Origin of the sequence: Janthinobacterium sp. SUN100 (assembly GCF_030397705.1) — a bacterium.
In the GTDB taxonomy this organism is placed as follows: domain Bacteria; phylum Pseudomonadota; class Gammaproteobacteria; order Burkholderiales; family Burkholderiaceae_D; genus Janthinobacterium; species Janthinobacterium kumbetense.
Window position 1 is genome coordinate 127,415 of sequence record NZ_JAPUBU010000004.1, and the last position, 26,627, is coordinate 154,041.

General features: G+C 62.4%; 24 protein-coding genes. 17 read left to right on the forward strand and 7 right to left on the reverse strand.

From position 1 onward, the window contains the following. Positions 1 to 173: 173 nt before the first annotated feature. The gene (locus tag O0881_RS20635) at positions 174 to 758 is read right to left on the reverse strand and encodes a hypothetical protein (protein ID WP_289912748.1); all 585 of its coding nucleotides are present in this window, start codon (positions 756 to 758) and stop codon (positions 174 to 176) included. A 36-nt stretch (positions 759 to 794) separates the two neighbouring features. Then, entirely contained in the window at positions 795 to 1,394 is a 600-nt protein-coding gene (locus O0881_RS20640) for a hypothetical protein (protein WP_289912750.1), read from the reverse strand. Between the two features lie 245 nt (positions 1,395 to 1,639). Between O0881_RS20640 and O0881_RS20645 the strand changes: the two genes are divergently transcribed. Together O0881_RS20645 and hrcA are read left to right on the forward strand one after the other, a co-directional pair. Then, the gene (locus tag O0881_RS20645; RefSeq protein WP_289912753.1) at positions 1,640 to 2,365 is read left to right on the forward strand and encodes an HAD family hydrolase; all 726 of its coding nucleotides are present in this window, start codon (positions 1,640 to 1,642) and stop codon (positions 2,363 to 2,365) included. 102 nt (positions 2,366 to 2,467) lie between these two features. Continuing rightward, entirely contained in the window at positions 2,468 to 3,484 is a 1,017-nt protein-coding gene (hrcA, locus tag O0881_RS20650; protein WP_034745713.1) for a heat-inducible transcriptional repressor HrcA, read from the forward strand. A 51-nt stretch (positions 3,485 to 3,535) separates the two neighbouring features. Here the strand turns inward: hrcA and fur are convergent, their stop codons facing one another. Continuing rightward, a complete protein-coding gene (gene fur / locus O0881_RS20655) occupies positions 3,536 to 3,967 on the reverse strand; it encodes a ferric iron uptake transcriptional regulator (RefSeq protein ID WP_034778781.1) in 432 nt (143 codons plus the stop codon). Positions 3,968 to 4,163: 196 nt separating this feature from the next. Here fur and O0881_RS20660 point away from each other — a divergent pair, with 196 nt between their 5' ends. The 3 genes from O0881_RS20660 to O0881_RS20670 are packed head-to-tail and all read left to right on the forward strand — an operon-like array spanning position 4,164 to position 5,957. Further along, the gene (locus tag O0881_RS20660; RefSeq protein WP_289912754.1) at positions 4,164 to 4,793 is read left to right on the forward strand and encodes an outer membrane protein assembly factor BamE; all 630 of its coding nucleotides are present in this window, start codon (positions 4,164 to 4,166) and stop codon (positions 4,791 to 4,793) included. 19 nt (positions 4,794 to 4,812) lie between these two features. After that, entirely contained in the window at positions 4,813 to 5,622 is an 810-nt protein-coding gene (gene dapB / locus O0881_RS20665; protein WP_077408775.1) for a 4-hydroxy-tetrahydrodipicolinate reductase, read from the forward strand. 8 nt (positions 5,623 to 5,630) lie between these two features. After that, positions 5,631 to 5,957 carry a barstar family protein gene (locus tag O0881_RS20670; protein ID WP_289912755.1) on the forward strand — a complete coding sequence of 109 codons (327 nt, stop codon included), beginning with the start codon at positions 5,631 to 5,633 and terminating at the stop codon, positions 5,955 to 5,957. Positions 5,958 to 6,010: 53 nt separating this feature from the next. On the opposite strand, the gene O0881_RS20675 is transcribed toward O0881_RS20670, so the two are convergent. Both O0881_RS20675 and O0881_RS20680 read right to left on the reverse strand, forming a co-directional pair. Next, on the reverse strand, positions 6,011 to 7,258 hold the full coding sequence (locus tag O0881_RS20675; protein ID WP_289912757.1) for a CaiB/BaiF CoA-transferase family protein: 1,248 nt from the start codon (positions 7,256 to 7,258) through the stop codon (positions 6,011 to 6,013). Next, on the reverse strand, positions 7,258 to 8,436 hold the full coding sequence (locus tag O0881_RS20680) for an acyl-CoA dehydrogenase (RefSeq protein WP_034745726.1): 1,179 nt from the start codon (positions 8,434 to 8,436) through the stop codon (positions 7,258 to 7,260). Before O0881_RS20680 ends, O0881_RS20675 begins: the two co-directional genes overlap by 1 nt. Positions 8,437 to 8,596: 160 nt before the next feature. Between O0881_RS20680 and O0881_RS20685 the strand changes: the two genes are divergently transcribed. Further along, entirely contained in the window at positions 8,597 to 9,502 is a 906-nt protein-coding gene (locus tag O0881_RS20685) for a LysR substrate-binding domain-containing protein (protein ID WP_289907318.1), read from the forward strand. Positions 9,503 to 9,508: 6 nt separating this feature from the next. Here O0881_RS20685 and O0881_RS20690 read toward each other — a convergent pair whose 3' ends face one another. Further along, a complete protein-coding gene (locus O0881_RS20690) occupies positions 9,509 to 9,874 on the reverse strand; it encodes a VOC family protein (RefSeq protein ID WP_289912760.1) in 366 nt (121 codons plus the stop codon). Positions 9,875 to 9,964: 90 nt separating this feature from the next. Beyond that, on the reverse strand, positions 9,965 to 10,753 hold the full coding sequence (locus O0881_RS20695; protein ID WP_289912762.1) for a helix-turn-helix domain-containing protein: 789 nt from the start codon (positions 10,751 to 10,753) through the stop codon (positions 9,965 to 9,967). Between the two features lie 145 nt (positions 10,754 to 10,898). Between O0881_RS20695 and leuS the strand changes: the two genes are divergently transcribed. The 11 genes from leuS to O0881_RS20750 all read left to right on the forward strand — a co-directional run bounded on the left by leuS (position 10,899) and on the right by O0881_RS20750 (position 26,503). Further along, a complete protein-coding gene (leuS, locus tag O0881_RS20700) occupies positions 10,899 to 13,538 on the forward strand; it encodes a leucine--tRNA ligase (RefSeq protein ID WP_289912763.1) in 2,640 nt (879 codons plus the stop codon). Positions 13,539 to 13,540: 2 nt separating this feature from the next. Then, on the forward strand, positions 13,541 to 14,140 hold the full coding sequence (gene lptE, locus O0881_RS20705; protein ID WP_289912764.1) for an LPS assembly lipoprotein LptE: 600 nt from the start codon (positions 13,541 to 13,543) through the stop codon (positions 14,138 to 14,140). A 10-nt stretch (positions 14,141 to 14,150) separates the two neighbouring features. Further along, positions 14,151 to 15,167, forward strand: a complete 1,017-nt coding sequence (gene holA, locus O0881_RS20710; protein WP_058048018.1) for a DNA polymerase III subunit delta — start codon at positions 14,151 to 14,153, stop codon at positions 15,165 to 15,167. 23 nt (positions 15,168 to 15,190) lie between these two features. Next, positions 15,191 to 16,462 (forward strand): glutamate-5-semialdehyde dehydrogenase, encoded by a 1,272-nt coding sequence (locus O0881_RS20715; protein ID WP_289907325.1) that lies wholly within the window; start codon positions 15,191 to 15,193, stop codon positions 16,460 to 16,462. Between the two features lie 70 nt (positions 16,463 to 16,532). Further along, positions 16,533 to 16,970, forward strand: coding sequence for a CopD family protein (locus O0881_RS20720; RefSeq protein WP_099666278.1), 438 nt, complete (start codon positions 16,533 to 16,535; stop codon positions 16,968 to 16,970). A 10-nt stretch (positions 16,971 to 16,980) separates the two neighbouring features. Then, a complete protein-coding gene (locus tag O0881_RS20725; RefSeq protein WP_289912769.1) occupies positions 16,981 to 17,595 on the forward strand; it encodes a 2-hydroxychromene-2-carboxylate isomerase in 615 nt (204 codons plus the stop codon). Positions 17,596 to 17,729: 134 nt separating this feature from the next. Further along, the gene (locus O0881_RS20730; RefSeq protein ID WP_289913241.1) at positions 17,730 to 18,899 is read left to right on the forward strand and encodes a class I SAM-dependent RNA methyltransferase; all 1,170 of its coding nucleotides are present in this window, start codon (positions 17,730 to 17,732) and stop codon (positions 18,897 to 18,899) included. A 180-nt stretch (positions 18,900 to 19,079) separates the two neighbouring features. Next, complete coding sequence (locus tag O0881_RS20735; RefSeq protein ID WP_289912770.1) at positions 19,080 to 20,381, forward strand: multidrug effflux MFS transporter; 1,302 nt, start codon at positions 19,080 to 19,082, stop codon at positions 20,379 to 20,381. A gap of 181 nt (positions 20,382 to 20,562) precedes the next feature. Continuing rightward, positions 20,563 to 22,716: an HDOD domain-containing protein gene (locus O0881_RS20740; RefSeq protein ID WP_289912772.1), complete on the forward strand. Its 2,154-nt coding sequence runs from the start codon at positions 20,563 to 20,565 to the stop codon at positions 22,714 to 22,716. Between the two features lie 5 nt (positions 22,717 to 22,721). Continuing rightward, entirely contained in the window at positions 22,722 to 24,926 is a 2,205-nt protein-coding gene (locus O0881_RS20745; protein WP_289907331.1) for an EAL domain-containing protein, read from the forward strand. A 2-nt stretch (positions 24,927 to 24,928) separates the two neighbouring features. Next, a complete protein-coding gene (locus O0881_RS20750; RefSeq protein ID WP_289912774.1) occupies positions 24,929 to 26,503 on the forward strand; it encodes an SEL1-like repeat protein in 1,575 nt (524 codons plus the stop codon). Positions 26,504 to 26,627: the final 124 nt, after the last annotated feature.

Here is a 26,627-nt window from a genome sequence, read left to right on the forward strand (position 1 = left end):
AAAAAAAGCCCGCTGGTGAAAGCGGGCTAAATCCAATTCTTGGAAGAGTTGGAGGAGACAGATGCATTATGCTGCATCGCCACATATAACTCCAATTTATCTTTGGAATATCAATTATAGATTTCCATGATATCTCTTCCCGGTAGCCGCCTGGCGGCTACCGTTGCCGCAACTCAGGCCGGATTGCAGACGATCTTCACCGTCGTCACATTCGCTTCACCCATGGTGCCGCCGCCCGTGCCTGGCTGTACCGAGCACAACAGGCCTTTAGGCTGGGTTTCGGAGACGCTGATGCCATACGTGTCGCCATAGGCGACAGTGTCGGTCATGGTAAAGGTCGTGGCATCCTTGGCCACCGTTGTTATTGTACTACCGTTAATCAGTACCAGGCCATCCACGGTCAGGCCGGAAATCGTGCCGCCCACGGTATATCTGTTTTGCAAGCAAGTAACAGCGGCGCTGATATTGATGTAATGACCAGCCGAGCCGGAACCGCCGCTGATGCCGCAAGTCATGTGGGCCGGTTGTTGCTTGAAGGTGATGTTGTACTCGGTGCCATAGTCGATGCGCTTTTTAAAGGTAAACGAGGTCTTGCCGGCTTCAACCGTGAGATCCTCGCCGCCATTGGCCAGGATCAGTCCTTCATTTCTCAAGCCTGAGATCGTACCGCTGACGTCGTACGAGGCCTTGCCGCCGCAAGCGGCCAGTCCCAGGGTCAGCAGCAGCGCGGCGAGTGGGCGCAAGCAGGATAACTTCATGTATTTCTCCAAAAAATAGGTGACGGATCGCAAGGATTACTGCGGCGTGCAGTCAATTGTGGCCGCGGTCGTGGCGGCAGAGCCCATCGTGCCGACCGTATCGCTGCCGTCGGCACTCTTTGAACCCTGGAAGCGGCACATCAGGCCCGTTGGCTGAGCCAGTATGGAAATACCGTACGGGGCGCCGTCAGCTACCGATTCGAATGTGTAGGCGGTGGCGCCAGCCGACAGGGTGGTGCCGGTGGAGCCCATTACCAAGCGCAAGTTACCGGCGGTCAGGCCCGTGATCGTGCCTTTCAGCGGGTAGGTGTTGGTTGTGCAGCTCACCGCGGCCGTGGTCACGGAGTAGCTCGATGCCTTGCCAACGCCATTGATGATGGTGCAAACGGCGCCCTTGGGCTGTTCCGCGATGGTGATATTGTAGCGATCATCGGTCTTCACCAGCTTGGTGAAGGCAACGATGTTCTGGCCCACGGTAACCGGCAAGCGTTCGCCGTCATTCTGGAGAATCAGGCCAGCCTTGGCCAGGCCGCTGACTGAGACTTGCAGATACAGGTTGCCGCCGCTGCCGCCACAGGCTGCCAGTGTGACGGCGCAAGCCGCCGCCAGCATCGAGCGCAGGTACAAATTTTTCATACATTCTCCAAAACGAATTAGGTTGGGTAGCGCAACGCGGACGCTGGCGCCGCATTGGAATGGCGCCTATTTTAGTCTATCTGGCAAGCTCGATGACCTTGCCTTGTATCACCCTGTAACAATTTTTCGCCGGGAAGCGCTGGCCCGGCCCCATTTCACGGGGGGCCAGCCATGCCGGCGGCGTCGATCGGTGCGACAATAGACGCATCCTGCGCACCGTGACGCAGCATCCCATTGTGAGTCCCATGTCCCTTGCCCCCGTAAAACCCGCCGTGCCGCCCAAGGCCATCCTGTTCGACCTCGACGATACCTTGTGGCCCATCGCGCCCGTGATTGCCGCCGCGGAAACCCTGCTGCACGACTGGCTGGCCACGCATGCGCCCAAGGTGGCGCAGCAGTTTTCCATCGAGGTGCTGCGCCAGCACCGCCTGGCCATGCTCAACGAACAACCGCATTTCCATGGCAACCTGATCGAATTGCGCCGCGCGGGCCTGCTGGCCGCCTTCGAGGCTGCCGGCGAGGATCCCGCCCTGGTCGACGGCGCCATCCTGCAATTCCTGGCCGCGCGCAACCGCGTCCAGCCCTATGACGACGTCTTGCCGGGCCTGGCCTGGATGCGCCAGCGCATGCTGGTCGGTTCGATCTCGAATGGCAATGCGGACCTTGACATTATCGGTCTGGCGCAGCATTTCAAGGTATCGATCGCCGCCAGCGATTTTGGCGTGGCCAAGCCCGACGCCAGCATCTTCCTGGCAGCTTGCGCCGCGCTGGACGTCGCGCCCCATGAAGCCGTGTATGTGGGCGACGACCTGTATTTCGACGTGACGGGAGCGCAGGGGGCGGGCATGCGCGCCGTCTGGATGAACCGCAAGGGCAGCGATGCGCACCTGGCCGCCGGCGTGCAGCCCGATGCCATCTGCGCCAACTTTGATGAATTGTTGCTGTGGCTGCAAGGGCAACTGGAAGATTGATCGCCGCCGGCCGGGCGAACGTGCATAATAGGCGCTGTTGTTGCACGTTCGGCCGCTTTCGTTGCCGCTTGCTTAACAAAATACTTGCCTAAATAAAACACCATGCAACTCGATACACGTGCCCAAACACTGCTGAAAGCCCTGGTCGAGCGATATATCGCCGACGGCCTGCCGGTCGGTTCGCGCGCCTTGTCGAAAATTTCCGGCCTGGACCTGTCGCCGGCCACGATCCGCAACATCATGGCCGACCTGGAAGAGCTCGGTTATGTGTCCAGTCCGCACACCTCGGCCGGACGCATCCCCACGCCGCGCGGCTACCGCATCTTTGTCGACACCTTGCTGACCGTGCGGCACCTGGACGAGCACCTGGTGGAATCGCGCATGCGCCTGCAGACGCCGCAACCGCAAAAAACCATCGCCAACGCGGCGCAGATGCTGTCGTCGCTGTCGCAGTTTGCCGGCGTCGTGCTCAGTCCGCGCCGCGAATCCGTGTTCCAGCAAATCGAATTCCTGCGCCTGTCGGAAAAACGCATCCTGCTCGTCATCGTCGCCCCCGGCGGCGACGTGCAGAACCGTTTATTGCTGACGGAGGCCGACTACACGCCGGCGCAACTGGTGCAATCGGCCAATTACATCAACCAGAATTATGGCGGCCTGTCCTTCGACGCCGTGCGCGTGCGCCTGCAGGGCGAATTGCGCCAGTTGCGCGACGATATGGGCAGTTTGATGCAGGCGGCCGTGGAAGCGGGCAGCGAAGCGATGGCCGACCATAGCGACGACATGGTGATTTCCGGCGAGCGCAACTTGCTCAGCGTGAGCGATCTGTCGTCGAACATGCATTCGCTGCGCCAGATGTTCGACATGTTCGAGCAAAAAACGGGCTTGATGCAGCTGCTCGACGTGTCGAGCAAGGCGACGGGCGTGCAGATCTTTATTGGCGGCGAATCGAACCTGGTGCCCATGGATGAGATGAGCGTGGTGACGGCGCCGTATGAAGTCAACGGCAAGATCGTGGGAACGTTGGGAGTGATCGGGCCGACGCGCATGGCTTACGAGCGCGTCATCCCGATCGTCGATATCACGGCCAAGCTGCTGTCAAGCGCACTGAGCCATCATTGATCGTACTGCCTGGCGCGCCGGCCGTTCCCTTGCGGAAACGGCCGGCTTGGGTCAGGCGGTTTTGTGCGGGCAAGCCGTCTTGATGCAGTTGCCGTAGATGGCCAAAGCGTGTTCGGCGATCTTGAAGCCGCGCTCTTCGGCCACTTTTTGCTGGCGCACTTCGATGTCTTCGTCGAAGAATTCTTCGACCCGGCCACAGTCGAGGCACACCAGGTGGTCGTGGTGGGAGCCTTCGTTGAGCTCGAAAATCGCCTTGCCGGTTTCAAAATGGTTGCGATTGAGCAAGCCGGCCTGTTCGAATTGCGTGAGGACGCGGTAGACAGTTGCCAAACCGACATCCATATTGTCGGCCAGCAGAATCTTGTAGACGTCTTCCGCGGTCAGGTGGCGTACCGGGCTACTCTGGAAGATATCGAGTATCTTCAGCCGTGGCAGGGTGGCTTTCAGGCCGCTTGCCTTGAGATCACTAGGATTGTTACTCATGTTTGTTGCTCGTATGTGGGTCAGGTGCTTTATCATATAGCGTTTTGTCGGGGAGTGCCAAAATATGCTTTTTTTTGGCGGGCCGGTCACTCCTGGCGTTTTGTTCATCCAATTGAGGTCATTTATGCGCGTAACACCGGCTGTATTGCCATCTCTCTGGCACCGTATTCCATTTCGAGCACCAGTCTTGGCAGGCATGGTCTGTGTCGCGCTGGCCATGTCCGGCTGCGCCAACCGTGGCATCCTGGGCGAAAAGCCGGCAGCTGCTCAAAAAGAAGGCAAGGAACTGGTTCCCGAACAGGGCGCACAAACGACCACCATTACGCCGCTGCAAAAATTCATGTGGTTTTTCTCGCCCTACCGTCCTGACATTCAACAAGGCAACTTTGTCTCTGAAGAGATGCTGGCCCAGTTGAAAGTGGGCATGACGCGCGACCAGGTGCGTTTCGTCCTCGGCACCTCGTTGCTGACCGATATCTTCCATGCCGACCGCTGGGATTATCCATTCCGCCTGGCACGGGGCAGTGGCGAAACCACCAGCAGCCGCGTGGTCGTGTACTTCGGCAAGGATGGCAAGGTTGAACGTTTCGAAGGCGGTAACTTGCCGACGGAGAAAGAATACATCGACCGCATCGCCGGTCCGTCGCCGTTCGTCAAGGTCGCCAAGGCCGATGCGCCAGCCGCCGCCGTGCCGTCGCCCGTGGCGCCGAGCGCCGTGCCCGTGCCGGCCGATGCCGCCCCTGCCATTCCTGTGAGCAAGCCGGAAGTGACGCCTGCACCTGCCGCCGAGCCTGCACCTGCCCCTGCTGCCGAACCCACCAAATAAGTTGCTGTAAGAGAATAAAATGACTGAACTGAAAATTGCCATCGCTGGCGCCAGCGGCCGCATGGGCCATATCCTGATCGAAGCGGTCAGCAATGCGCCCGACGCCGTGCTGGCCGGTGCGCTCGACCGTGCCGGTTCGCCGTCGATCGGCCAGGATGCGGCCGCCTTCCTCGGCAAGCCGGCCGGCGTGCTGACGGAGTCCGACCTGGCGAAGGGCCTGGCGAACGCCGACTTCCTGATCGATTTCACGCGCCCTGAAGGCACTTTGCAGCACCTGGCATATTGCGCCGAGCACGGCATCAAGATGATCATCGGCACCACCGGTTTCGATGACGCTGGCAAGGCTGCCATTGCCGCCGCCGCCGAAAAGACGGCCATCATGTTCGCGCCGAACATGAGCGTGGGCGTGAATGTCACCATGAAATTGCTGGAACTGGCCGCGAAAAGCCTGTCCGAAGGCTACGACATTGAAATTATCGAAGCCCATCACCGCTTCAAGGTCGATGCGCCGTCGGGGACGGCCCTGCAAATGGGTGAAGTGGTGGCTGGCGCCCTGGGACGCGACTTGAAGGAATGCGCCGTGTACGGCCGCGAAGGCGTGACGGGCGAACGCGACCCGTCGACCATCGGCTTTGCCACCATCCGAGGCGGCGATATCGTAGGCGACCATACGGTGTTGTTTGCCGGCATCGGCGAGCGCATCGAGATCAGCCACAAGTCGAGCAGCCGCGTCACCTACGCCCACGGCGCCCTGCGCGCCGCGCGTTTCCTGGCCGACAAGCCCACAGGCCTGTTCGACATGCAGGATGTGCTGTCGCTAAAGAACTGAGGAAGACCATGGCCACTGCCATCCTGAATGGAAAAGACATCACCGACGCAGCGAGCTTCCACGCGCAATGCGTGCAAGCCTTCGGTTTCCCCGAGTTTTACGGCAACAGCATGGATGCCTGGGTCGATTGCCTCAGCTACCTGCGCGACGACGAAAACATGACGCAGTTCCGTTTGAAACCGAACGAAGTGCTCGACATCGTGGTGCAGGACGCCGAAAGCATGAAGGCGCAAGTGCCTGATTTACTGGAAGAAATCACGTTCTGTATCGCCGGCATCAACGAGCGCTATGAAGATTACGGTGAAAAACCGGCGTTGAAATTGACGCTGAAGTAACGCTGAATCGATAAAAAACGCCGGACAGTGTTGCCACTGCCCGGCGTTTTTCTTTAGACGACCTTGCGTTCGCGCAAACCGTCGATCTGGCCGCCATCGAGGCCCAGCCATTGCTGCAGCACCTCCTGGGTATGCTGTCCCAGCAATGGCGGCGGCAAGCGGTACTGCACCGGCGAGCCCGACAGGCGCACGGGATTGGCCACCAGCGCCACCGTGCCCGCCGTCGGGTGCGGCATCTCCACTTTCAAGCCGCGCGCCACCACTTGCGGGTCGGCAAAGACCTGGTCGATGCGGTTGACGGGGCCGCACGGCACGGCTTGCGCCTCGAAGGCGTTGATCCACTCGGCCGTCGTGCGCATCACCGTGGCCTGGCGCATCAGCGGAATCAGGATTGCCCGGTGCGCCACGCGCTGCGGATTGGTGGCGAAACGTTCGTCCTGCGCCCATTCCGGATGGCCGGCGACGGCGCAAAAGCGCGAGAATTGCCCATCGTTGCCGATCGCCAGAATCATGTCGCCGTCGGCTGTGGGGAAGTCTTGATATGGAACAATGTTCGGATGCGCATTGCCCATGCGCTGGGGCACCTTGCCGCCGCACAGGTAATTGGCGGCCTGGTTGCCCAGCGCCGCCACTTGCACGTCGAGCAAGGCCAGGTCGATATGCTGGCCCAGGCCCGAGCGTTCCCGTTCGGCCAGCGCCGCCTGCACGGCGATGGTGGCGTACAGGCCCGTCAGGATGTCCGTCTGCGCCACACCCACTTTTTGCGGCCCGGCGCCCGGCTGGCCATCGGGCACGCCCGTGATGCTCATCAAGCCGCCCATGCCCTGGATCAAAAAGTCATAGCCGGCGCGCGCCGCGTACGGCCCATCCTGGCCGAAGCCCGTAATCGAGCAGTAGACGAGGCGCGGGTTGAGTGCCAGCAAGGTGGCCGCATCCAGACCGTATTGCTTCAAGCCACCCAGTTTGAAATTTTCCAGCAGCACGTCCGCCTCGGCGGCCAGCCGGCGCACCAGGGCTTGCCCTTCCGGGGCGGCCAGGTCGATGCACAGGGAGCGCTTGTTGCGGTTGGCGCACTGGAAGTAGGCGGCCTCGGCGGTGTCGCGGCCATCCTCGTCTTTCAGATACGGCGGCCCCCAGGAGCGCGTGTCGTCGCCGCGGCCCGGTTGTTCAACCTTGACCACGTCGGCGCCCAGGTCGGCCAGCATTTGTCCGGCCCACGGGCCGGCCAGCACGCGCGACAGGTCCAGCACGCGCAAGCCGGTCAGCGGTGCGGGCCGCAGGGTGGAAGCCAAGGCGTCCATTAGTTGAACGCGGCGATGCCGGTGATGGCGCGGCCGATGATCAGCGCGTGCACATCGTGCGTGCCTTCGTAGGTGTTGACCACTTCCAGGTTGACCAGGTGGCGGATGACGCCGAACTCGTCGGAAATGCCATTGCCGCCCATCATGTCGCGCGCCACGCGAGCGATGTCCAGCGCCTTGCCGCAGCTGTTGCGTTTCATGATGGAGGTGATTTCCACGGCCGGCGAGCCTTCATCCTTCATGCGGCCCAGGCGCAAGCAGCCTTGCAAGCCCATGGTGATTTCCGTCAACATGTCGGCCAGTTTCTTTTGCACCAGTTGATTTGCAGCAAGAGGGCGGCCGAATTGCTGGCGGTCCATCGTGTACTGGCGCGCCTTCAGGTAGCAGTCTTCGGCCGCGCCCAGCGCGCCCCAGGCGATGCCGTAGCGGGCGCTGTTCAGGCAAGTGAACGGGCCTTTCAAGCCGCGCACGTCCGGGAAGGCGTTTTCTTCCGGGCAAAATACTTCATCCATGACGATTTCGCCCGTGATGCTGGTGCGCAAGCCCACCTTGCCGTGGATTTCCGGCGCCGACAGGCCTTTCCAGCCTTTTTCCAGCACGAAGCCGCGGATCGCGCCTTCATCGTCCTTGGCCCAGACGACGAACACGTCGGCAATCGGGCTGTTGGTGATCCACATCTTGGCGCCCGACAAACTATAGCCGCCCGGCACCTTGCGCGCGCGCGTGACCATGCTGCCAGGGTCGGAGCCGTGATTCGGTTCCGTCAGGCCGAAGCAGCCGATGTATTCGCCCGTCGCCAGTTTCGGCAGGTATTTCTGTTTGGTTTCTTCGTTGCCGAAAGCGTTGATCGGTACCATCACCAAGGAGGATTGCACGCTCATCATCGAGCGGTAGCCCGAATCGACGCGCTCGACTTCGCGCGCGGCCAGGCCGTAGCAGACATAGTTCAGTCCGGCGCCACCGTACTCCTCGGGAATGGTCGTGCCCAGCAAGCCCAGTTCACCCATTTCGCGGAAGATGGCGGCGTCCGTGCGGCCATGGCGGAACGATTCGAGAACCCTTGGCACCAGGCTGCCCTGGCAATAGTCGCGGGCCGCTTCCAGCACGGCGCGTTCGTCGCCCGTCAGTTGTTCTTCCAGCAGCAGGGGGGAATTCCAGTCGAATACGGTTTTGCTCATCACAGGCCTCGCAGGTGAGCGCCGGTGATCGGCGCAAGATTGAATATGACTCATGGTAGATTTTTGCCTAGCCTTGCGCAAACGATTTTTTCGCACCCAGACATGCGTGCTGCGCATATCTTGCGGCATACTGGCGTTCTTTTACCGGCCGGATATTCCCATGTCACGCAAAATCCCCATGCTGCAAGCGTTGAATTGTTTCGAGGCGGCCGCGCGCCACCAGAGCTACACGCATGCGGCGCGCGAACTGTCGCTGACGCAAAGCGCCGTGTCGCGCCAGATTTCATCCCTGGAAACTTTTCTTGGCGTGCAACTGTTCCAGCGCACGCGCCATGGCGTGCTGCTGACCAGCGCCGGCGCCGCGTATGCGCGGCAGATCGCCGCCCGCCTCGATGGCCTGGAGCGCGACACGCTCGACACCATGGCGCGCCAGGGCGGCGGCGGCGCCTTGCAGCTCGCTTCCGTGCCCACGTTTGCCACGCGCTGGCTGATGCCGCGGCTGTCTTCGCTGGCGGACTTGCATCCGGACATCGTCGTACATATCGATGCGTATACAAAACCGTTCATGTTTGCCGATACGGAATACGATGGCGCCCTGTACGCGGGCACGCCCGAGCAACTGGCGCGCTGGCCCGGCACGCGCGCCACCTTGCTCATGCACGAAGAAATCGTGCCCGTCGCCAGCCCCCGCCTGCTGGCGGCGCGCAGCGACTGGCAGCCGCAGGATTTATTGGAATTGACTTTGTTGCAACAAAGTACGCGCCCGGGCGCCTGGCGCCAGTGGTTTGACGCCATGCAGGTCGAGGGCGAGGGGCGCGACGGGGCGCACTACGGCGCCCGCTATGAACTGTTTTCCATGCTGGCCATGGCGGCCGTGCAAGGGCAGGGCGTGGTCTTGCTGCCACGCATGCTGGTCGAAGCGGAACTGGCGCGCGGCGAATTGCAGATCGCATGCGAGCGCCCACTGCGCGGCCAGCGCGCGTATTACCTGATCACGCCCGAAACGGCACATGAAAAGACGGCCTTGCAGCAGTTCCGGCTATGGCTGCAGGGCGAAGCCGCCTGAGGCAATTCAAACCACCTTGGCCGTGTCGAAATGGGGATTGTCGATCAGGCCGATCTGGTTGCCGAATGGGTCGAGCAATTCCACCGTGCGGATGCCGTCGCCCACGTCCGTGATCGGGTGGTGCAGGGTGCCGCCCAGCGCAACGATGCGCTCGACTTCCTGTTCGATGCCGTCCACGCCCCAGTACGTCACGCTGCCCTGCGTGCCCGCTTCGCCACCCGGCAGCAGGCCCAGCTCGAAGCCGCCGATGGCAAAGCCGACATAGAACGGCTGGTCGAAATACGGCGACGTGCCAAATACCTGGCTGTACCAGGCCTTGGCCTTGTCCAGGTCGGGGACGGGATAGGTGACGGTGCGCAAGCCCTTGATCATGTTCTGCTCCTGTTGGTTGAATAGTCGGCGAAATACCTGGTGCCATGATGCCACCGGCGCGCGCCGCGCGATTGGAAAAATGGAAGGTGGTCATGCACGCCGGCCCGACAGCCACGCCTCGGGCGAGCTGCGGGCGAAATCCTGGAAGTCGTGGATCAGGTGCGACTGGTCGAAATAACCATATTGCAAGGCCACTTGCGCCCAGTCCGGCTGTCCCGCCAGGCTTGTCAGGCCCTGGCTGGCGGCGCGAAAACGGCAGATGCGGGCAAACAGCTTCGGGCTGATGCCGACTTGCTGGCGAAATTGCAGCGCCAGATGCTGGCGCGACACGCCCAGTTGCTGCGCCAGGCCCTCCACGCGCACCTGGCCGGATGCGCGTTCGATGGCCGCGATCGCATGTTCGGCCGCGCCGGCCTGGCGCCGTGGCGGCGCGGTGCGCAGGCGCAGCAGCAGATAATCTTGCAAAATAGAAACTCTTTGCGTATTGGACAAGGGCCCGCTCCACAGGGCGTCACCGAGGCGCGCCGCCAGCTCGCGGCCCCACAGTTGCTGCAAGCCCGTGCGGCCATCGTTGAGTTCGCACAAGGGCAGCTGGAAAAAGCGTGCGGCCGCGCCCGGCTTGAAGCGGGCCGCCACCGTCTGCACGAGACCCTGGCTGACGACGGCAATCGGCGCCGTCATCATGCCGACGGCAAAGCTGGCGTCCTGCTGGTCCTGGCACAGGATGTCGATGCAATTGTCGGGCAAGACCTGGTGCGTCAGGGGCGTGGCGCCCGTTTGCACGCGACACGTCCAGACGCAGTCCAGCCACGGCCGCAGGGCGGGGATGGGCGGATATTCCTGGTAGACGATCATGGTCGGCGTTGATGCAAAGAGCAAGATTGTGGCATATGTATTGTTGCATACGACATAGCATAATTGTGCGCCGGCCGAAATATGCGAGACCGGGCCGCCGGCGCGCCGCGCTATCGGGCGGCGACAACCAGTATAATGCTCGGTTCATATCCACTATTGGCCGCACATCATGCAAGATAAATATAGTCCCGCCGACGTCGAACAAGCCGCCCAATCGCACTGGAAGGCGATCGATGCCTATAAAGCCGTCGAACACGACCCGCGTTTCCCAAAAGGCAAGTATTTTGCCTGCTCGATGCTGCCTTACCCTTCGGGCAAGCTGCACATGGGTCACGTGCGCAACTATACGATCAATGACGTGATGTACCGCTACCTGCGCATGAATGGCTACAACGTGCTCATGCCGATGGGCTGGGATGCGTTCGGCATGCCGGCGGAAAACGCGGCCATGGCCAACAACGTGCCGCCCGCGCAATGGACGTATTCGAACATCGCCCACATGAAGCAGCAGATGGAATCGATGGGTCTGGCCATCGACTGGTCGCGCGAAATGACCGCCTGCAAGCCCGAATACTACAAATGGAACCAGTGGATGTTCCTCAAGATGCTGGAAAAAGGCATCATCTACAAGAAGACCGGTACCGTGAACTGGGACCCGATCGACCAGACCGTGCTGGCCAACGAACAAGTCGTCGACGGCCGCGGTTGGCGTTCGGGCGCGCTGATCGAAAAGCGTGAAATCCCCATGTATTACGCGCGCATCACCGATTATGCGGAAGAGTTGCTGGCGTATGTGGATGACAAGCTGCCGGGCTGGCCCGAGCGCGTGCGCACCATGCAGACCAACTGGATCGGCAAGTCGACGGGCGTGCGCTTCGCCTTCCCGCATGACATCAAGGACACGAATGGCGCCCTGATCGGCGACGGCAAGCTGTATGTCTTTACTACCCGTCCGGACACCGTCATGGGCGTGACCTTTTGCGCCGTGGCCGCCGAGCATCCGCTGGCCATCCACGCCGCGCAAAGCAATCCTGCGCTGGCCGCCTTCAACGCCGAATGCAAGCTCGGTTCCGTGATCGAAGCGGACATGGCAACGATGGAGAAGAAGGGCATGCCGACCGGCCTGTTCGTCACCCATCCGCTGACGGGCGCGCAGGTGGAAGTCTGGGTCGGCAACTACGTGCTGATCACCTACGGCGATGGCGCCGTGATGGGCGTGCCGGCGCACGATGAACGCGATTTCGGCTTTGCCAAGAAATACGACCTGCCGATCAAGCAAGTCATCGAAGTCAAGGGCCAGGAATTCTCGACGGACGCCTGGCAGGAATCGTATGGTAGCAAGGATGGCGTCTGCGTCGCTTCCGGCAAATACGACGGCCTGCATTTCGCCTCCGCCGTCGATGCGGTGGCTGCCGACCTGGCCGAACTGGGCCTGGGCGAGAAGAAAACCACGTTCCGCCTGCGCGACTGGGGCATTTCGCGCCAGCGCTACTGGGGCACGCCGATCCCGATGATCCATTGCGCCGATTGCGGCGTGGTGCCGGTGCCGGAAAAAGACTTGCCGGTGGTGCTGCCGGAAGACTGCGTGCCGGACGGCACGGGCAATCCGCTGAACAAGTACGAAGCCTTCCTGCAGTGCGACTGCCCGCAGTGCGGCAAGCCGGCGCGCCGTGAGACGGACACCATGGATACTTTTGTGGATTCGTCGTGGTATTACATGCGCTATACCTCGCCAGGCTCGAACGATGCCATGGTCGACGCGCGCAATGATTACTGGATGCCGATGGACCAGTACATCGGCGGCATCGAACACGCCGTCATGCATTTGCTGTACGCGCGCTTCTGGACCAAGATCATGCGCGATTTCGGCCTGGTCAAGTTCGACGAGCCATTCGTCAACCTGCTGACGCAGGGCATGGTGCTCAACGAAACCTACTTCCGCAAGGATGCCGCGGGCAAGACCACCTGGTTCAACCCGGACGACGTGCGCCTGTCGCTCGATGACAAGGGCCGTCCGCAATCCGCCATCCTGGTGGCCGACGGCCAGCCGGTGGAAATCGGCGGCACGGAAAAGATGTCGAAGTCGAAGAACAACGGCATCGACCCGCAAGCGCAGATCGAGCAGTACGGCGCCGACACGGCCCGTTTGTTTACCATGTTCGCTTCGCCGCCGGAACAGACGCTGGAATGGTCGGGCAGCGGCGTCGAAGGCGCGAACCGCTTCCTGCGCCGCGTGTGGAACTTCGGCTACGCCCAGTCGGCGACGATTCAAGCCGCGCTGGCCGGCGGCGCCGCACCGGCGACGGGCGACGCGCAGAAAAACCTGCGCCGCGAATTGCACAAGCTGCTGCAGCAAGCCGATTACGACTTGAAGCGCATCCAGTACAACACCGTCGTGTCGGCCTGCATGAAGATGCTCAACACGCTGGAATCGGCCAAGCTGGACGATAGCGCGCAGTCGAAGGCGCTGATCGCCGAAGGTTTCTCCATCTTCCTGCGCCTGCTCAATCCCGTCGCGCCGCACATCACCCATGTGCTGTGGCAGGAACTGGGCTACGCGGGCGTGCACGGCGACCTGTTGAACGTCGCCTGGCCGCAAGTCGACCCGGCCGCATTGGAACAGTCCGAGATCGAGATGATGATCCAGGTGAACGGCAAGCTGCGCGGCTCGATCACGGTGTCCAAGGATGCGGACAAGGCGAGCATCGAAGCGGCCGCGCTGGCGTGCGAAAGTGTACAGAAGTATGTCGAGACCACGCCGAAGAAGATCATCGTCGTGCCAGGCAAGTTAATCAGCATCGTGGTGTAATCATGACGACTTCCTCTTCCGTATCGCTGTTGGGCCGCCGTGCCGTGCTGGCCTTGGGCCTGACTGTTTTGTTGTCGGCCTGCGGCTTTCATTTGCGCGGTTCGAACGGCAGTTTCATGCTGCCGTTCGCGACGATGTATATCGGCTTGCCCGACACGTCGCCGCTGGCGATCGGCCTGAAGCGCTATATCCGCGCCATTGGCAGCACGGAAGTGGTGAACACCAGGGATGGCGCCGACGCCGTCCTTGAAGTGCTCAGCGACCCGGAGAGGAATCAGACCAAGACCATTTTGTCGCTGAACAAAAATGGCCGGGTACAAGAGTATCAACTCGGCTATTCGATCAATTTCCGCGTGGTGGACAAGGCCGGCAACCAGTTGCTGGCGCCGACGACCATCAGCCTGGTGCGTCCGATTACCTTCGATGAATCGCAGGTACTGGCCAAGGAAACGGAAGAAGCGGCGCTGTACCGCGACATGCGCAACGACCTGGTGCAGCAGATCATGCGCCGCCTGGCCGCCATCAAGCCGGTGCTGCCGGCCATGTCGGTGGCGCCAGTGGCGCCCGTGACGCCGGTCGCGCCGGCAGCCCCGCAGCAGTAACGGGGACGCCATGCAATTGCGGATAGACGCGCTCGATGGGCATGTGGCCAAGCCGCTGGCGCAGCTGTATGTGATCACCAGCGACGAACACCTGCTGGCGCTGGAAGCGGCCGACAAGATCCGTCGCGCGGCGCGCGCGCAGGGATATTCTGAACGCGACGTGCTGACGGTGGAGCGCAGCTTCAAGTGGGGTGAACTGCTGGCGGCGAACCAGGAACTGTCGCTGTTCGGTGACAAGAAGCTGATCGAGCTGCGCATCCCCACCGGCAAGCCGGGCAAGGATGGCGGCGCGGCGCTGCAAAGCTACGCGAAAAACCTCAGTCCAGACAACCTGACCCTGATCACCTTGCCCAAGCTGGATTGGGCCACGCAGAAGGCGGCCTGGGTCGCCAGCCTGCAGCAGGCGGCCGTGTATATCGACATTCCGAATGTGGAACGGGCGCAGTTGCCGGCCTGGATATCCCAGCGCCTGGCCGCGCAGGGACAAAGCGCCGAACGGGCCAGCATCGATTTCATCGCCGAACGGGTGGAAGGTAACTTGCTGGCGGCGCACCAGGAAATCCAGAAACTGGGCTTGCTGCATGCCGCGGGCAAGCTGACATACGAACAAGTGCAGGACGCGGTGTTGAACGTGGCCCGCTATGATGTCTTCAAGCTATCCGAAGCCATGCTGGCTGGCGACCCGGCGCGCCTGGTGCGCATGCTCGAGGGCTTGAAAGGCGAGGGTGAGGCGCTGCCGCTGGTCTTGTGGGCCGTCTCCGAAGAAATCCGCACGCTGTTAAAATTGAAGGCCGGCATGGCGCAAGGGCGTCCATTGGGCGCGCTGCTGAAGGAATACCGCATCTGGGGGCCGCGCGAGCGGATGATGGAACCGGCCCTGCGGCGCATTTCGCTACCCGTGCTGGAAGCGGCGCTGCAGCAGGCGGCGCAAGTGGACAAGATGATCAAGGGCTTGCGCGCCAAGGGCTACGCGGGCGATGCCTGGGATGCCATGCTGCAGTTGGGCCTGAAGATCGCCCGAGGCTAGTTTTTTACTATATGGATACGAGCATGGACATCACAGAATATATGCAGGACGTGGGCACGCGCGCGCGCGCCGCCTCGCGCGCCATGGCGCGTGCCGACAGCGCCACGCGCAACCGCGCCTTGAGCCTGATCGCCGCCGCCATCGTGCGCGATGCCGACCTGCTGCGCGCGGCGAACCAGCGCGACCTCGATGCGGCTGCTGCCGCCGGCCTGGCGCCGGCCATGCTCGACCGCCTGACCCTGTCCGACGCTGCCATTGCCACCATGGTCGAAGGTTTGACGCAGATCGTGTCGCTGGCCGATCCGATCGGCGAAATCTCGAACATGAAGTTCCGCCCGACGGGCATCCAGGTGGGCCAGATGCGCGTGCCGCTGGGCGTCATCGGCATCATCTATGAAGCGCGTCCGAACGTGACGGTGGATGCCGCCGGCCTGTGCATCAAGAGCGGCAACGCGACGATCTTGCGCGGCGGCTCGGAAGCGATTCACTGCAACCGCGCGCTGGCCAAGCTGGTGGCCGAGGGCTTGCAGGGAGCCGGCTTGCCGGCCGATGCCGTGCAAGTCATCGACACCACCGACCGCGCTGCCGTCGGCGCCTTGATCACCATGCCGCAGTACGTGGACGTCATCGTGCCGCGCGGCGGCAAGGGCCTGATCGCGCGCCTGATGGACGAGGCCACCGTGCCGATGATCAAGCACCTCGATGGCATTTGCCACGTCTATATCGACGCCAAGGCCGATATCAGGAAGGCGATCGATATCGGCTTCAACGCGAAGTGCCACCGCTACGGCACCTGCAACACCATGGAAACGCTGCTGGTGTCGCGCGCCGTCGCCGCGACCGTGCTGCCGCAGCTGGCCGAACTGTACCTGACCAAGCAGGTGGAACTGCGCGCCGATCCGGAAAGCCATGCGATCCTGGCCGCCGCTGCCTATCCGCACCTGGTGCCCGCCACCGAGGAAGACTGGCGCACCGAATACCTGGCGGCGATCCTGTCGGTGAAGGTCGTCGACGGCATCGACGAAGCGATGGACCACATTAACCAGTATTCATCGAAGCATACGGAATCGATCATCACGGAAGACTACAGCGATGCGCTGCGCTTCCTGCGCGAAGTCGATTCCGCCTCGGTGATGGTGAACGCGTCGACGCGCTTTGCCGACGGTTTTGAATATGGCCTGGGCGCCGAGATCGGCATTTCGAACGACAAGCTGCACGCACGCGGTCCGGTGGGACTGGAAGGCCTGACCTCGCTCAAGTACGTGGTCTTTGGCCACGGCGAAGTACGCAAATAGTCTCTTTCGCGGGCTGCCCACAAGGCGGCCCGTGCTCTCGTTTCTCTCCACTTCTGACACTGGGAACCCCATGCTCTTTCTCTGGACCAAAGCCTTCCACATCATCTTCGTCATGTCCTGGTTTGCCGGCCTGTTTTATTTGCCGCGCATCTTCGTGAATTTGGCGATGGAGACGGAAACGGTGGCCACCGAGCGCCTGCTGCTGATGGCGCGCAAGCTGTACCGCTTCATGTCCCTGCTGGCGCTGCCGGCCATGGTGCTGGGGCTGGCGTTGATGTGGATGCTGTACGGTGGGGGCGAAGGCCGCATGAAGATGCCGGGCTGGATGCACGCCAAGCTGACGTTCGTGGTGCTGCTGCTCGGCTATCACCACGCCTGCGGCGCCATCCTGCGCAAGTTTGAAAAAGGTCTCAACAAGCGCAGCCACACCTGGTTCCGCTGGTTTAATGAAGTGCCGGTGGTGATGCTGCTGGCCGTCGTCGTGCTGGTCGTGGTCAAGCCTTTCTAAGGGAATCGAGATGAGTGCAAGTCAGAACAAAGTCGTGCAGTATTTCTTCGCGCCCCACTCGCCATGGACTTACCTGGGGCATGCACGCCTGATGGCCATCGCCGCGAAGACAGGCGCCCAGATTGACGTGCGTCCCTTCGACCTGGGCAAGGTTTTCAGCGTCTCGGGCGGCCTGCCGCTGGCCAAGCGTGCACCGCAGCGCCAGGCGTATCGCCTGGCCGAACTGGCGCGCTGGTCGGCCTTTTTGCAAGTTCCCCTGACCTTGCAGCCCAAGTTTTTTCCCGTGTCGCCGGAAGCGTCGGCCAAGCTGATCATCGCCACGCGCCTGGCGCACGGCGTGGAGGCATCGCTGAACCTGGCGCACGCCATCATGCGCGGCCTGTGGGCCGAAGAGCGCAACATCGGCGACGAGGAAACCCTGGTGCAGATCGCACTCGATGCCGGTTTTGATGGCCGCCAGTTGCTGAAAACGTCGGAGACGGCCAGCGTGCAGGCCGAATACGACGCCAACACGGAGGCAGCGACCGCCGCTTCCGTGTTCGGCTCGCCGTGGTACATCGTCGATGGGGAAGGGTACTGGGGCCAGGACCGCCTCGATTTTGTCGAACGGGCGCTGGCAGGGTAGTCAAGAAAAAGCAGTTTTTTAAACGTCGTATTTTTTAACGTAGTAAGCAGCGCCTGTAATTTAGCGGGCGTTCAACACAATGGAATAAGGGTACACCAACCATGGCTTCATATTTTTGCCCATGCCCGCGCGGCATGGAAGCGGCGCTGGCCGAGGAACTGGGCGAGATCGCCCAGGATAGTTCGACCATGAAGGTTCATAACCAGGTGCCGGGCGGCGTACACTGCTCGGGCGACCTGCTGGACTCCTACCGCATCAACCTGCATTCGCGCATCGCTTCGCGCGTGCTGATGCGCATGGCCCATTCCGGCTACAAGACGGAAAACGATATTTATGACCTGACCCTGGCGCAATCCTGGGAAGACTGGTTCGGCGTGCACCACACGATCCGCGTCGACGTCACGGCCGTCAAATCGCCGCTGCGCAGCCTGGAGTTCACGACCCTGAAAATCAAGGATGCGATCTGCGACCGCTTCCGCGACCAGTTCAACGAGCGTCCATCGGTCAACACCAAGACGCCGGACATGCGCATCGTCGGCTTCCTCGATGCACATACGTTCACCGTGTACCTCGACACCTCGGGCGAAGCCCTGTTCAAGCGCGGCTGGCGCGAAGAGACGGGCGACGCGCCGCTGCGCGAAAACCTGGCCGCCGGCCTGCTGCGCGTGTCGGGCTGGAAGCCTGGCATGGTGCTGTTCGACCCGATGTGTGGTTCCGGCACCATCCTGGCCGAAGCGGCGCAGATGCTGCAGGGGATTCCGCCGGGCGCCTCGCGCCAGTTCGCGTTTGAAAACTTCCACGACTTCGATCCGGCGCCGTGGAATGCCATGAAAAATGCCATCAAGGTCAAACCGCTGCCGGCAGAACCGACCATCTTCGGCAGCGACATCTCGGGCGACATGGTCGCCATGACGCGCCATAACCTGCGTTGCGCCGGTGTGCGCTTCGACGTGCCCTTGAAACAGATCGAGGCGCAGGAAGTCAAGCCGCCAAGCGACGTGCCGGGCATCATGCTGACCAACCCGCCGTACGGCGAGCGTATCGGTGTGCGCGGCGACAGCACCATCCCGGAAGACGAATTGTCGACGTCCTTCTATTCGGCCATGGGCACGACCCTGAAGCAGCGCTTTGCCGGCTGGACCGTGTTCCTGTTCACGGCCGACCTGGGTCTGCCCAAGCTGCTGCGTTTGAAAGAAGCGCGCAAGACGCCATTCTTCAACGGCGCGCTGGAATGCCGTCTGTTCCGCTTTGATATGGTCGCCGGCTACAACCGTAGAGAAGAAGCCAAACCGAAAAACATCTGATTAAACCTACTGCGCGTTGCCACTTGCGGCTTGCGATGCTCACCGTACTTTTGTACGGTTGCGCTTCTCGGCCACAATTGGCGGCCGCTCGCTACGGTTTTCTCAGGTGTTTTACGCGCTAAAAAATGCAGTATCACGCGCGCGGACCGTAACCGGTTCGCGCGCCACTTTGGATCCGCCATGTTTCCCACCCCTCCGGCCGATGTGCCGCCCGACCCGGTTACCCCCGTTCCTCCTCCCACGCCGAGCCACATGGCGCCGTTGAGCCGCGGTGCCCTGGCGATGATGTTGGCCGGGCTGTCGATGCTGGGACCCCTGTCGATCGACACCTATCTGCCTGCCTTTGGCGCGATCCAGGGTTCGCTGCAAGCGTCGCCGCTGGAAGTGCAGCAGTCGCTGACGTTCTACATGCTGGCCTTTGCCGGCATGGTGCTGTGGCATGGCGCGATCTCGGATACTTTTGGCCGGCGCAACGTCATTCTCGTGTCGTTGTTGATGTTTGCCATCGGCTCGCTCGGCTGCGCGTCGGCGCACACGGTGCACTACCTGTGGTTCTTTCGCATCATGCAGGGCGTCTCGGCCGGCGCCGGCGTGGTGATCAGCCGCGCCATCATCCGCGACCTGTACGCCGATGCGGCAGCGGCGCGGCTGCTGTCGCTGGTGACGATGATCTTTTCCATCGCCCCGGCGGTGGCGCCGATTCTCGGTGGCTGGATCGTCATCTGGTTCGACTGGCGCTCGATCTTCCTGTTCCTCGCCTTTTACACGCTGGTGCTGCTGGCGTTCTGCTATTGGCGCCTGCCCGAAACCCTGCCGATGGAAAAGCGTCAGCCGTTCAATCCGCGCTTCCTCGCGTCGAGCTATGGCCAGATCCTGCGCTCGCCCCTGTTCCACATCAAGGCTGGCATCGTCGCCCTCAATTTCGCGGGCCTGTTCCTGTTCATCACGGCCGCGCCGGAAATGCTGCCTAAGCAGCTGGGCCTGGGGCCATCGCAATTCGGCTGGCTGTTCATTCCCTGCGTGAGTGGCATCTTCATGGGCGCCGCGGCGGCCAATCGCATCGCCGGCAAGGTGACGTTCGCGCGCCAGATCGGCATCGGCTTTGCCTTCCTGCTGTGCGCCGCCAGCGTCAATGTCGTGTATCACCTGTTCCTGCCGCCCTCCTTGCCCTGGTCGGTGCTGCCCCTGTTCTTCTACACCTTCGGCATGTCGCTGGTGGGGCCGGGCGCGACCTTGCTGGCGCTCGATCTGTTCCCGCATATCCGCGGCACGGTGGCTTCGTGCCAGTCGTTTGCCAGCACCTTGCTGGGCGCCGTGGTGGCCGGCGTGATCTCGCCGCTGCTGTCCGGTTCCGTGCTGTGGCTGGCCTCGGGCCAACTGGCGTTTACGGGCCTGGCGCTGGCGCTGTGGCTGATATCGCGGCGCTTCCGTCACCGTTTGCTGGGTTCCTTCAAGGCAGAAGTTTCCACTGCAGAACGCTAGATTTATTTCAACTTAATTTTCTATATTGCAAGTAATATTCGGCGCTTATGATAAGATGACTTCTTTTCCCGGCATCCTCTCAGGCGACATTTTTTGGGTTACAGGAGTAGAGGATTCCTCTGACGTGGCCGCGCTTCGCTGCTAAGCGCTCATCCTTTTCGAACCGGCAATGCCTGATACGATGCATCAATCTGATCAAGATATTCGCAATCGCCTGCTGATTGCCCGCCTGCCGGCCATGCCGCAGATCCTCATCAAGCTGATCGCCCACCTGCAGGCCGACGATGCCGGCATGCCGGAGCTGGCCGCCCTGATCGCCAAGGATGCTGGCATGACCAGCAAGATACTCGGCGTGGCCAACAGCTCGGCCTACCATCGCCAGGGCAAGGTCGTCAGCCTGGAGCAATCGCTCGTGTCGCTGGGCACGGACATGATCAAGACCCTGGTCATCAGCGAATCCGTCTTCCAGACCTTCAACAGCTTTCCCCATTCCGGCAGCACGGATCTGCGCGCCTTCTGGAAAAGTTCGCTGTCGGCCGCCGTCATGGCGCGCGCGCTGGCCAAAGCCATGGCCTATCCGCACGTCGAGGAAGCGTATCTGGCCGGCTTGCTGCACAACGTGGGCCGCCTGGCCTTGCTGGCCACGGCGCCGAAGGAATACGCATTCAATTTCACGGCGCGCGACGATGCCGCCCTGTGCGCGGTGGAGCAGCGCACCTTGCAGATCACGCATGCCGAAGCGGGCGCCTGGCTGATCGAACGCTGGCATCTCGATTCCTTCCTGGCCGACAGCGTGCTGTATCACCACGAACCGCTGGCGCGCCTGGAAGCGAGCCATCCTCTGATCCGCATCGTGCGCCTGGCGCACCTGCTGTGCTGCCATGCCGACGATGCGGAATCGATCACGCAGGCGGCAAGCCTGTGCGCGCTGGACGTCGAGGTACTGCAAGACCTGGCCGGCAGCGTCGCGCGCCAGGTGGCGCAGGCGGCGCAGCACTTGGGCATCGACCTGGCCGGTGCGGACGATATCATCACGCCGCCCGCGTATGCGCCGCCATCCGTCGATCCGGTGCAGCAGCGCCTGTCCGATGAAGTGCGCAATATGGTGCTGGTGTCCGAAGTGGGCCAGACCTTCGCCCGCCAGCAGGGCGAAAGCAGCCTGCTCGAAGCCATCACGCGCTCGGCGCGCATCCTGTTCGATTTCGATACCGCCGTCATCCTGCTGCAAAACCCCACCGGCCATGCGCTCGTCGGCGTGGCGGCGGGCGAACATCAGCAGCGTCTGGCCGGCTTCTCGATCCCGCTGGCCAAGGGCGGGCTCCTGGCCGCTTCGGCGCTGGAGTGCCAACTGGCGTTCCTGAAGCGCGACATGCCGGCGCTGGGCATCGTCGAGGAGCAGCTGTTCCGCATTCTTGGTACCGACAGCCTGGTTTGCGTGCCGTTGGTGGCGGGCCAGCGCAGCCTGGGCGTGTTGATTGGCGGCGTGGCGGCGTGGCAGATTCCCGCGTGCCAGAAGCGCGAGGGTTTCCTGCGCGCCTATGCCAACCAGGCCGCCACGGCGCTGGAAACGGCCATCAGCGCGCGCGGCCTGGCACGGCGCCAGCTCGATCACGTGGCCGAGGAATACCGCGCCGCGTCGCGTCGCGTCGTGCATGAAGTGAACAACCCGCTGTCCATCATCAAGAACTACCTGAGCGTGCTCGATCACAAGCTGGAGAAGCAGGAGCCGGTCACGGGCGAGATGTCGATCCTGAACGAGGAAATCGACAGAGTCGGCCAGTTGATCGGCGGCCTGGCCGATCTGCAGCCGGTGGCGGCCAGTGGCGTGACCGATTGCGCACGCGTGGTCGACGATGTGCTGCGCCTGTTCCGCGCCACCGACTTCCTGCCGCCGAAGATCGAGGTGGTCACGCGCATGCAGGATGCGCCATGCGAAGTGGAGGCCGATGCCGACATGCTCAAGCAAATCCTGCTCAACCTGCTGAAAAACGCCGTCGAAGCCTTGCCCGATGGCGGGCGCATCGAAGTGGCGAACCGTGGCCACGTCAACCGCGACCGCCGCCTGTACCTGGAACTGTGCGTCAGCGACAATGGCGCCGGCCTGGCGCCGGAAGTGCTGGCCAATCTGTTTTCTCCCGTGCGCAGCAGCAAGGAAGGGGCGCATCACGGCCTGGGCTTGTCCATCGTGCATGACCTGGTCACCCGCCTGCATGGCGTGATCGGCTGCCGCAGCAGCAAGTCCGGCACCTCGTTTGAAATTCTGCTGCCCATTCCCTTGCCGGCGAGTGCTGCAGCCGCGCTGCCCGCGCCCGGCAATACCGCCTTGTCTTCGTAACGTCCATGAACTCCTCCGCCATTCCGTTTGACCTGGAAAACAGCCCGCGCATCCTGCTGGTCGACGACGAGCCCCGTTTGCTCGCCTCCCTTCACGAATTGCTGAAGGACCGCGGCTACCAGCTGTACACGGCCACCTGCGGCAGCGAGGCGCTGGCGCAGTTGTCGAAACTGCGCTTCGACCTGATCCTGCTCGACTTGCGCCTGCCCGACATGAGCGGCCATGAAATCATGGACCACATCAACCGGCGCGGCATCGAGGGCGACGTGATCGTCATGAGCGGCGACGTCGGCATCGAGGCGGCCATCGGCGCCTTGAAGCGTGGCGCTTACGATTACCTGCGCAAGCCGTACAGCCGCGAGGAGCTGCTCAAGACGGTGGAGAACGCGCTGCAAAAGCGCAAGCTGGCGCTGGAAAACGAGCGCATCGCGCTGCAGCTGGAAAACTCGGAAAAGATGTACCGCTACCTGGTCGACAGCTCGCCCGACATCATCTACACCCTGAACCACGAAGGCCGCATCACCTTCATCAACGACCGGGTACACCAGTTGCTGGGCTTTAGCCGCGAAGAGCTGATCGGCAGCCATTATTCGATCCTCGTGCACGATGAAGACCAGGAGCGGGCGCGCTATGCCTTCAATGAGCGCCGCATCGACGAACGCGCGTCGCGCAATGTGGAACTGCGCCTGAAGTGCCATAGCGGCAGCGGCAGCGACCGCACCTTCAACAACACCCTGATGACGATTCCGCTCAACTCGATCGGCATGCACAGCCACGATCACGAAGCTCGGAAGCAGGAATACTTCGGCACCTACGGCGTGGCGCGCGACATCACCGACCGCAAGCGCGCCGAGGAAGTCATTTCCTACCAGGCCTACCACGACATCCTGACGGACCTGCCGAACCGCATGCTGTTCAAGGACCGTCTTGGACTGGCCGTGATCCAGGCGCGGCGCAAGCTGACGGAACTGGCCGTGATGTTCATCGACCTCGATCGCTTCAAATTGGTCAACGACACCCTCGGCCATGTGAAGGGCGACGAGCTGCTGCAGCAGGTGGCGCTGCGCCTGAAGGATTGCCTGCGCCGCGGCGATACTCTGGCGCGCCAGGGCGGCGATGAATTCACCATCGTGCTGCCGGAGCTGCGCGACCGCCAGGATGCGCGCCTGATCGCCGACAAATTCCTCGAATGCCTGCACCAGCCGTTCGACCTTGATGGCAACCAGGTGCATATTTCGGCTTCCATCGGCATCGCCATCTATCCGGGCGACGGTGAGACTATCGACGAACTGCTGCGCCATGCCGACATCGCCATGTACCAGGTCAAAGCGCTGGGCAAGAATGGCCACAGTTTTTATCACGAGTCCATGCTCGACGTGTCGCACCAGAAGATCGCGCTCGAACAAAGCCTGCGCAAGGCGCTGGAGCTGAACCAGCTGGAGATGTATTACCAGCCGCAGGTGGACGTGATGACGGGCCGCATCGTCGGCGCCGAAGGGTTGATGCGCTGGAACCACCCGCAGCGGGGCTTGTTGACGGCCGGCGAATTCCTGCCGTTCGCCGAGGAGAACGGCTTGATGCTGCCGATCTCGGACTGGATGCTGGGCGCCCTGTGCCGCGACTTGGTGCAGTGGAACGCGGCCGGCGGCGAAGCCGTGCGCCTGTCGCTCAATCTGTCGCCGCAATACCTGGATCGGGGAGACTTTTTCGAGAAGATGCGCGGCGCGCTGACGCGCTATGGCATCGCACCGGAAAAGATCGAAGTGGAAATCACGGAAAACATCTGCATCCGCAATCCGCAGTATGCGATCGAGCAGTTGAACAAGCTGTGCCAGCTGGGTGTGTCGGTCGCCATCGACGATTTCGGCACCGGCTATTCCTCGCTGTCGTATCTGCACCGCTTCCCCATCCACACCATCAAGATCGACCAGTCGTTTGTGAAGGAAATTCACGACGAGCACGGACACTATCCCGTCATCCTGGCCATCATTTCGATTGCGCGCGGACTGGGACTGCACCTGATCGCCGAGGGCGTGGAAACGGAAGGCCAGGCGCGCTATCTGCAGGACAAGGGCTGTACCACGATGCAGGGCTATCTGTACCACCGCCCCATCTCGTTGGGCAGCTTCATCGGCGTGCTGCAGGAGCAGAACCGCCTGATCGCCGATGCCGCCCCCGCGCTGTCGCAGACGCTGGCCATCGAAGCTTGACCATGCCGCTTGCCGATCCCCGTTACACGGCCGCTCATTACACGGCTGATTACTTGCGCCTGAAAGGGCTGGCCGAGAAGGGCAATGCGAACGCCCAGCACAGCCTGGGCTTCATGCATTTCAATGGCCAGGGAATTGAGCAAAGCTATGCGCTGGCGCTGCACTGGTATGGCCTGGCCGCCGCGCAGGGCCTGGAGCATGCGCAATACAACCTGGGTGTGATGTGCCAGAAGGGGCAGGGCGTGGCGCAGGATTTTGCGCAGGCGGCGCACTGGTACCAGCAGGCGGCCGAGCAGGGTTACGCGGCGGCCCAGTACAACCTGGGCTGGCTGTATGCGAAGGGACAGGGGCTGGCGCAAGATAGCGGGCAAGCCATGCTGTGGTTCAGCCGCGCGGCGGAACAGGGCGACGCGGGCGCACAGAACAATCTGGGCATGATGTATGACAATGGCAAGGGCGTGCCGCAGGATTTCGTGCAAGCCATCGCCTGGTACCGCAAGGCGGCCGAACAGGGCTATGCACGGGCGCAGTTCAATCTGGGCCTGCGCTACGATAATGGCCAGGGCGTGCGCCAGGACCGCCAGCAGGCGACGGCCTGGATGCGCAAGGCGGCCGAGCAAGGCTATGCGCCGGCCCAGTTCAACCTGGCGCTGCGCTATGAAAATGGCGACGTGCTGCCGCAGGATAGCGGGCAGGCGATCACCTGGTACCGGCGCGCGGCCGAGCAGGGCCACGCCAGTTCGCAATTCAACCTGGGCTTGATCTACGATAATGGCCAGGGCGTGCCCTGCGATAAGCAGGCGGCACTCGCGTGGTATGTGAAGGCGGCTGGCCAGGGGCACGCGGCGGCCCAGCACAACCTGGGCCTGCACCATGAACATGGCGCGCAAGACTATACCCGGGCGCAAGTGTTTTATCGCCAGGCGGCCGGGCAGGGTTTTCCCGCGGCCCAGTATCAGTTGGGACTCCTGCATGAGCATGGGCAGGGCATGCCTGCCGATGCGCAGGAAGCCATCTTCTGGTACCGCAAAGCGGCCGACCAGGGGCATGTGCGGGCGCAGTTTGACCTGGGCCTGCGCTATGAACATGGCCAGGGCGTGCCGCAGGATCTGTCGTTGGCGCTGGAGTGGTACCGCCGCGCCGCCGAGCAGGATTACGCGCCGGCGCAATACATGCAGGGCGTGCTGCACGACCGCGACGATGGTCCGGCGCCAGACAGCCAGCTGGCCTGCGCCTGTTACTGCCGTGCCGCAGCACAAGGCCACAGCCTGGCCCAGTTCGCACTGGGCCTGCGGCATGACAATGGACAGGATGTGCCGCAGGATTATGCCGCCGCCTGGGACTGGTATGCGCTGGCCGCACGCCAGGGCCATGCGCGGGCGCAAATGAATTTGGGCCTGATGGCGGCCAGCGGCCAGGGTGGACCGCTCGATTTGCAGCAGGCGTATATCTGGCTGTCGATGGCGGCGGCGGCCGGCGTGGCCGGTGCGGAAAAATCCCTGCGTCAGACGGCGGCGCGCATGCGCGAGACGGATCTGGCGCGGGTGCGCGAACAACTGGCGGCGATAGCAGACTGAACTATGCCGCCGGCGTTAGCGTGCGCGGATACAACAGCTGATGTTGTATAGTCCTTTCCCTCCGCCATCTGTGGCACCCCTTGTTTTCCCCAAGACGCAAAAAATTGCTGCAGTATTTGCAGTT

Excerpts from the sequence above, each read along its gene's own strand:
- O0881_RS20635 (WP_289912748.1), bottom strand. The coding sequence starts at position 758 with ATGAAGTTATCCTGCTTGCGCCCACTCGCCGCGCTGCTGCTGACCCTG.
- O0881_RS20640 (WP_289912750.1), bottom strand. The coding sequence starts at position 1,394 with ATGAAAAATTTGTACCTGCGCTCGATGCTGGCGGCGGCTTGCGCCGTC.
- O0881_RS20645 (WP_289912753.1), top strand. The coding sequence starts at position 1,640 with ATGTCCCTTGCCCCCGTAAAACCCGCCGTGCCGCCCAAGGCCATCCTG.
- hrcA (WP_034745713.1), top strand. The coding sequence starts at position 2,468 with ATGCAACTCGATACACGTGCCCAAACACTGCTGAAAGCCCTGGTCGAG.
- fur (WP_034778781.1), bottom strand. The coding sequence starts at position 3,967 with ATGAGTAACAATCCTAGTGATCTCAAGGCAAGCGGCCTGAAAGCCACC.
- O0881_RS20660 (WP_289912754.1), top strand. The coding sequence starts at position 4,164 with ATGGTCTGTGTCGCGCTGGCCATGTCCGGCTGCGCCAACCGTGGCATC.
- dapB (WP_077408775.1), top strand. The coding sequence starts at position 4,813 with ATGACTGAACTGAAAATTGCCATCGCTGGCGCCAGCGGCCGCATGGGC.
- O0881_RS20670 (WP_289912755.1), top strand. The coding sequence starts at position 5,631 with ATGGCCACTGCCATCCTGAATGGAAAAGACATCACCGACGCAGCGAGC.
- O0881_RS20675 (WP_289912757.1), bottom strand. The coding sequence starts at position 7,258 with ATGGACGCCTTGGCTTCCACCCTGCGGCCCGCACCGCTGACCGGCTTG.
- O0881_RS20680 (WP_034745726.1), bottom strand. The coding sequence starts at position 8,436 with ATGAGCAAAACCGTATTCGACTGGAATTCCCCCCTGCTGCTGGAAGAA.
- O0881_RS20685 (WP_289907318.1), top strand. The coding sequence starts at position 8,597 with ATGTCACGCAAAATCCCCATGCTGCAAGCGTTGAATTGTTTCGAGGCG.
- O0881_RS20690 (WP_289912760.1), bottom strand. The coding sequence starts at position 9,874 with ATGATCAAGGGCTTGCGCACCGTCACCTATCCCGTCCCCGACCTGGAC.
- leuS (WP_289912763.1), top strand. The coding sequence starts at position 10,899 with ATGCAAGATAAATATAGTCCCGCCGACGTCGAACAAGCCGCCCAATCG.
- lptE (WP_289912764.1), top strand. The coding sequence starts at position 13,541 with ATGACGACTTCCTCTTCCGTATCGCTGTTGGGCCGCCGTGCCGTGCTG.
- holA (WP_058048018.1), top strand. The coding sequence starts at position 14,151 with ATGCAATTGCGGATAGACGCGCTCGATGGGCATGTGGCCAAGCCGCTG.
- O0881_RS20715 (WP_289907325.1), top strand. The coding sequence starts at position 15,191 with ATGGACATCACAGAATATATGCAGGACGTGGGCACGCGCGCGCGCGCC.
- O0881_RS20720 (WP_099666278.1), top strand. The coding sequence starts at position 16,533 with ATGCTCTTTCTCTGGACCAAAGCCTTCCACATCATCTTCGTCATGTCC.
- O0881_RS20725 (WP_289912769.1), top strand. The coding sequence starts at position 16,981 with ATGAGTGCAAGTCAGAACAAAGTCGTGCAGTATTTCTTCGCGCCCCAC.
- O0881_RS20730 (WP_289913241.1), top strand. The coding sequence starts at position 17,730 with ATGGAAGCGGCGCTGGCCGAGGAACTGGGCGAGATCGCCCAGGATAGT.
- O0881_RS20735 (WP_289912770.1), top strand. The coding sequence starts at position 19,080 with ATGTTTCCCACCCCTCCGGCCGATGTGCCGCCCGACCCGGTTACCCCC.
- O0881_RS20740 (WP_289912772.1), top strand. The coding sequence starts at position 20,563 with ATGCATCAATCTGATCAAGATATTCGCAATCGCCTGCTGATTGCCCGC.
- O0881_RS20745 (WP_289907331.1), top strand. The coding sequence starts at position 22,722 with ATGAACTCCTCCGCCATTCCGTTTGACCTGGAAAACAGCCCGCGCATC.
- O0881_RS20750 (WP_289912774.1), top strand. The coding sequence starts at position 24,929 with ATGCCGCTTGCCGATCCCCGTTACACGGCCGCTCATTACACGGCTGAT.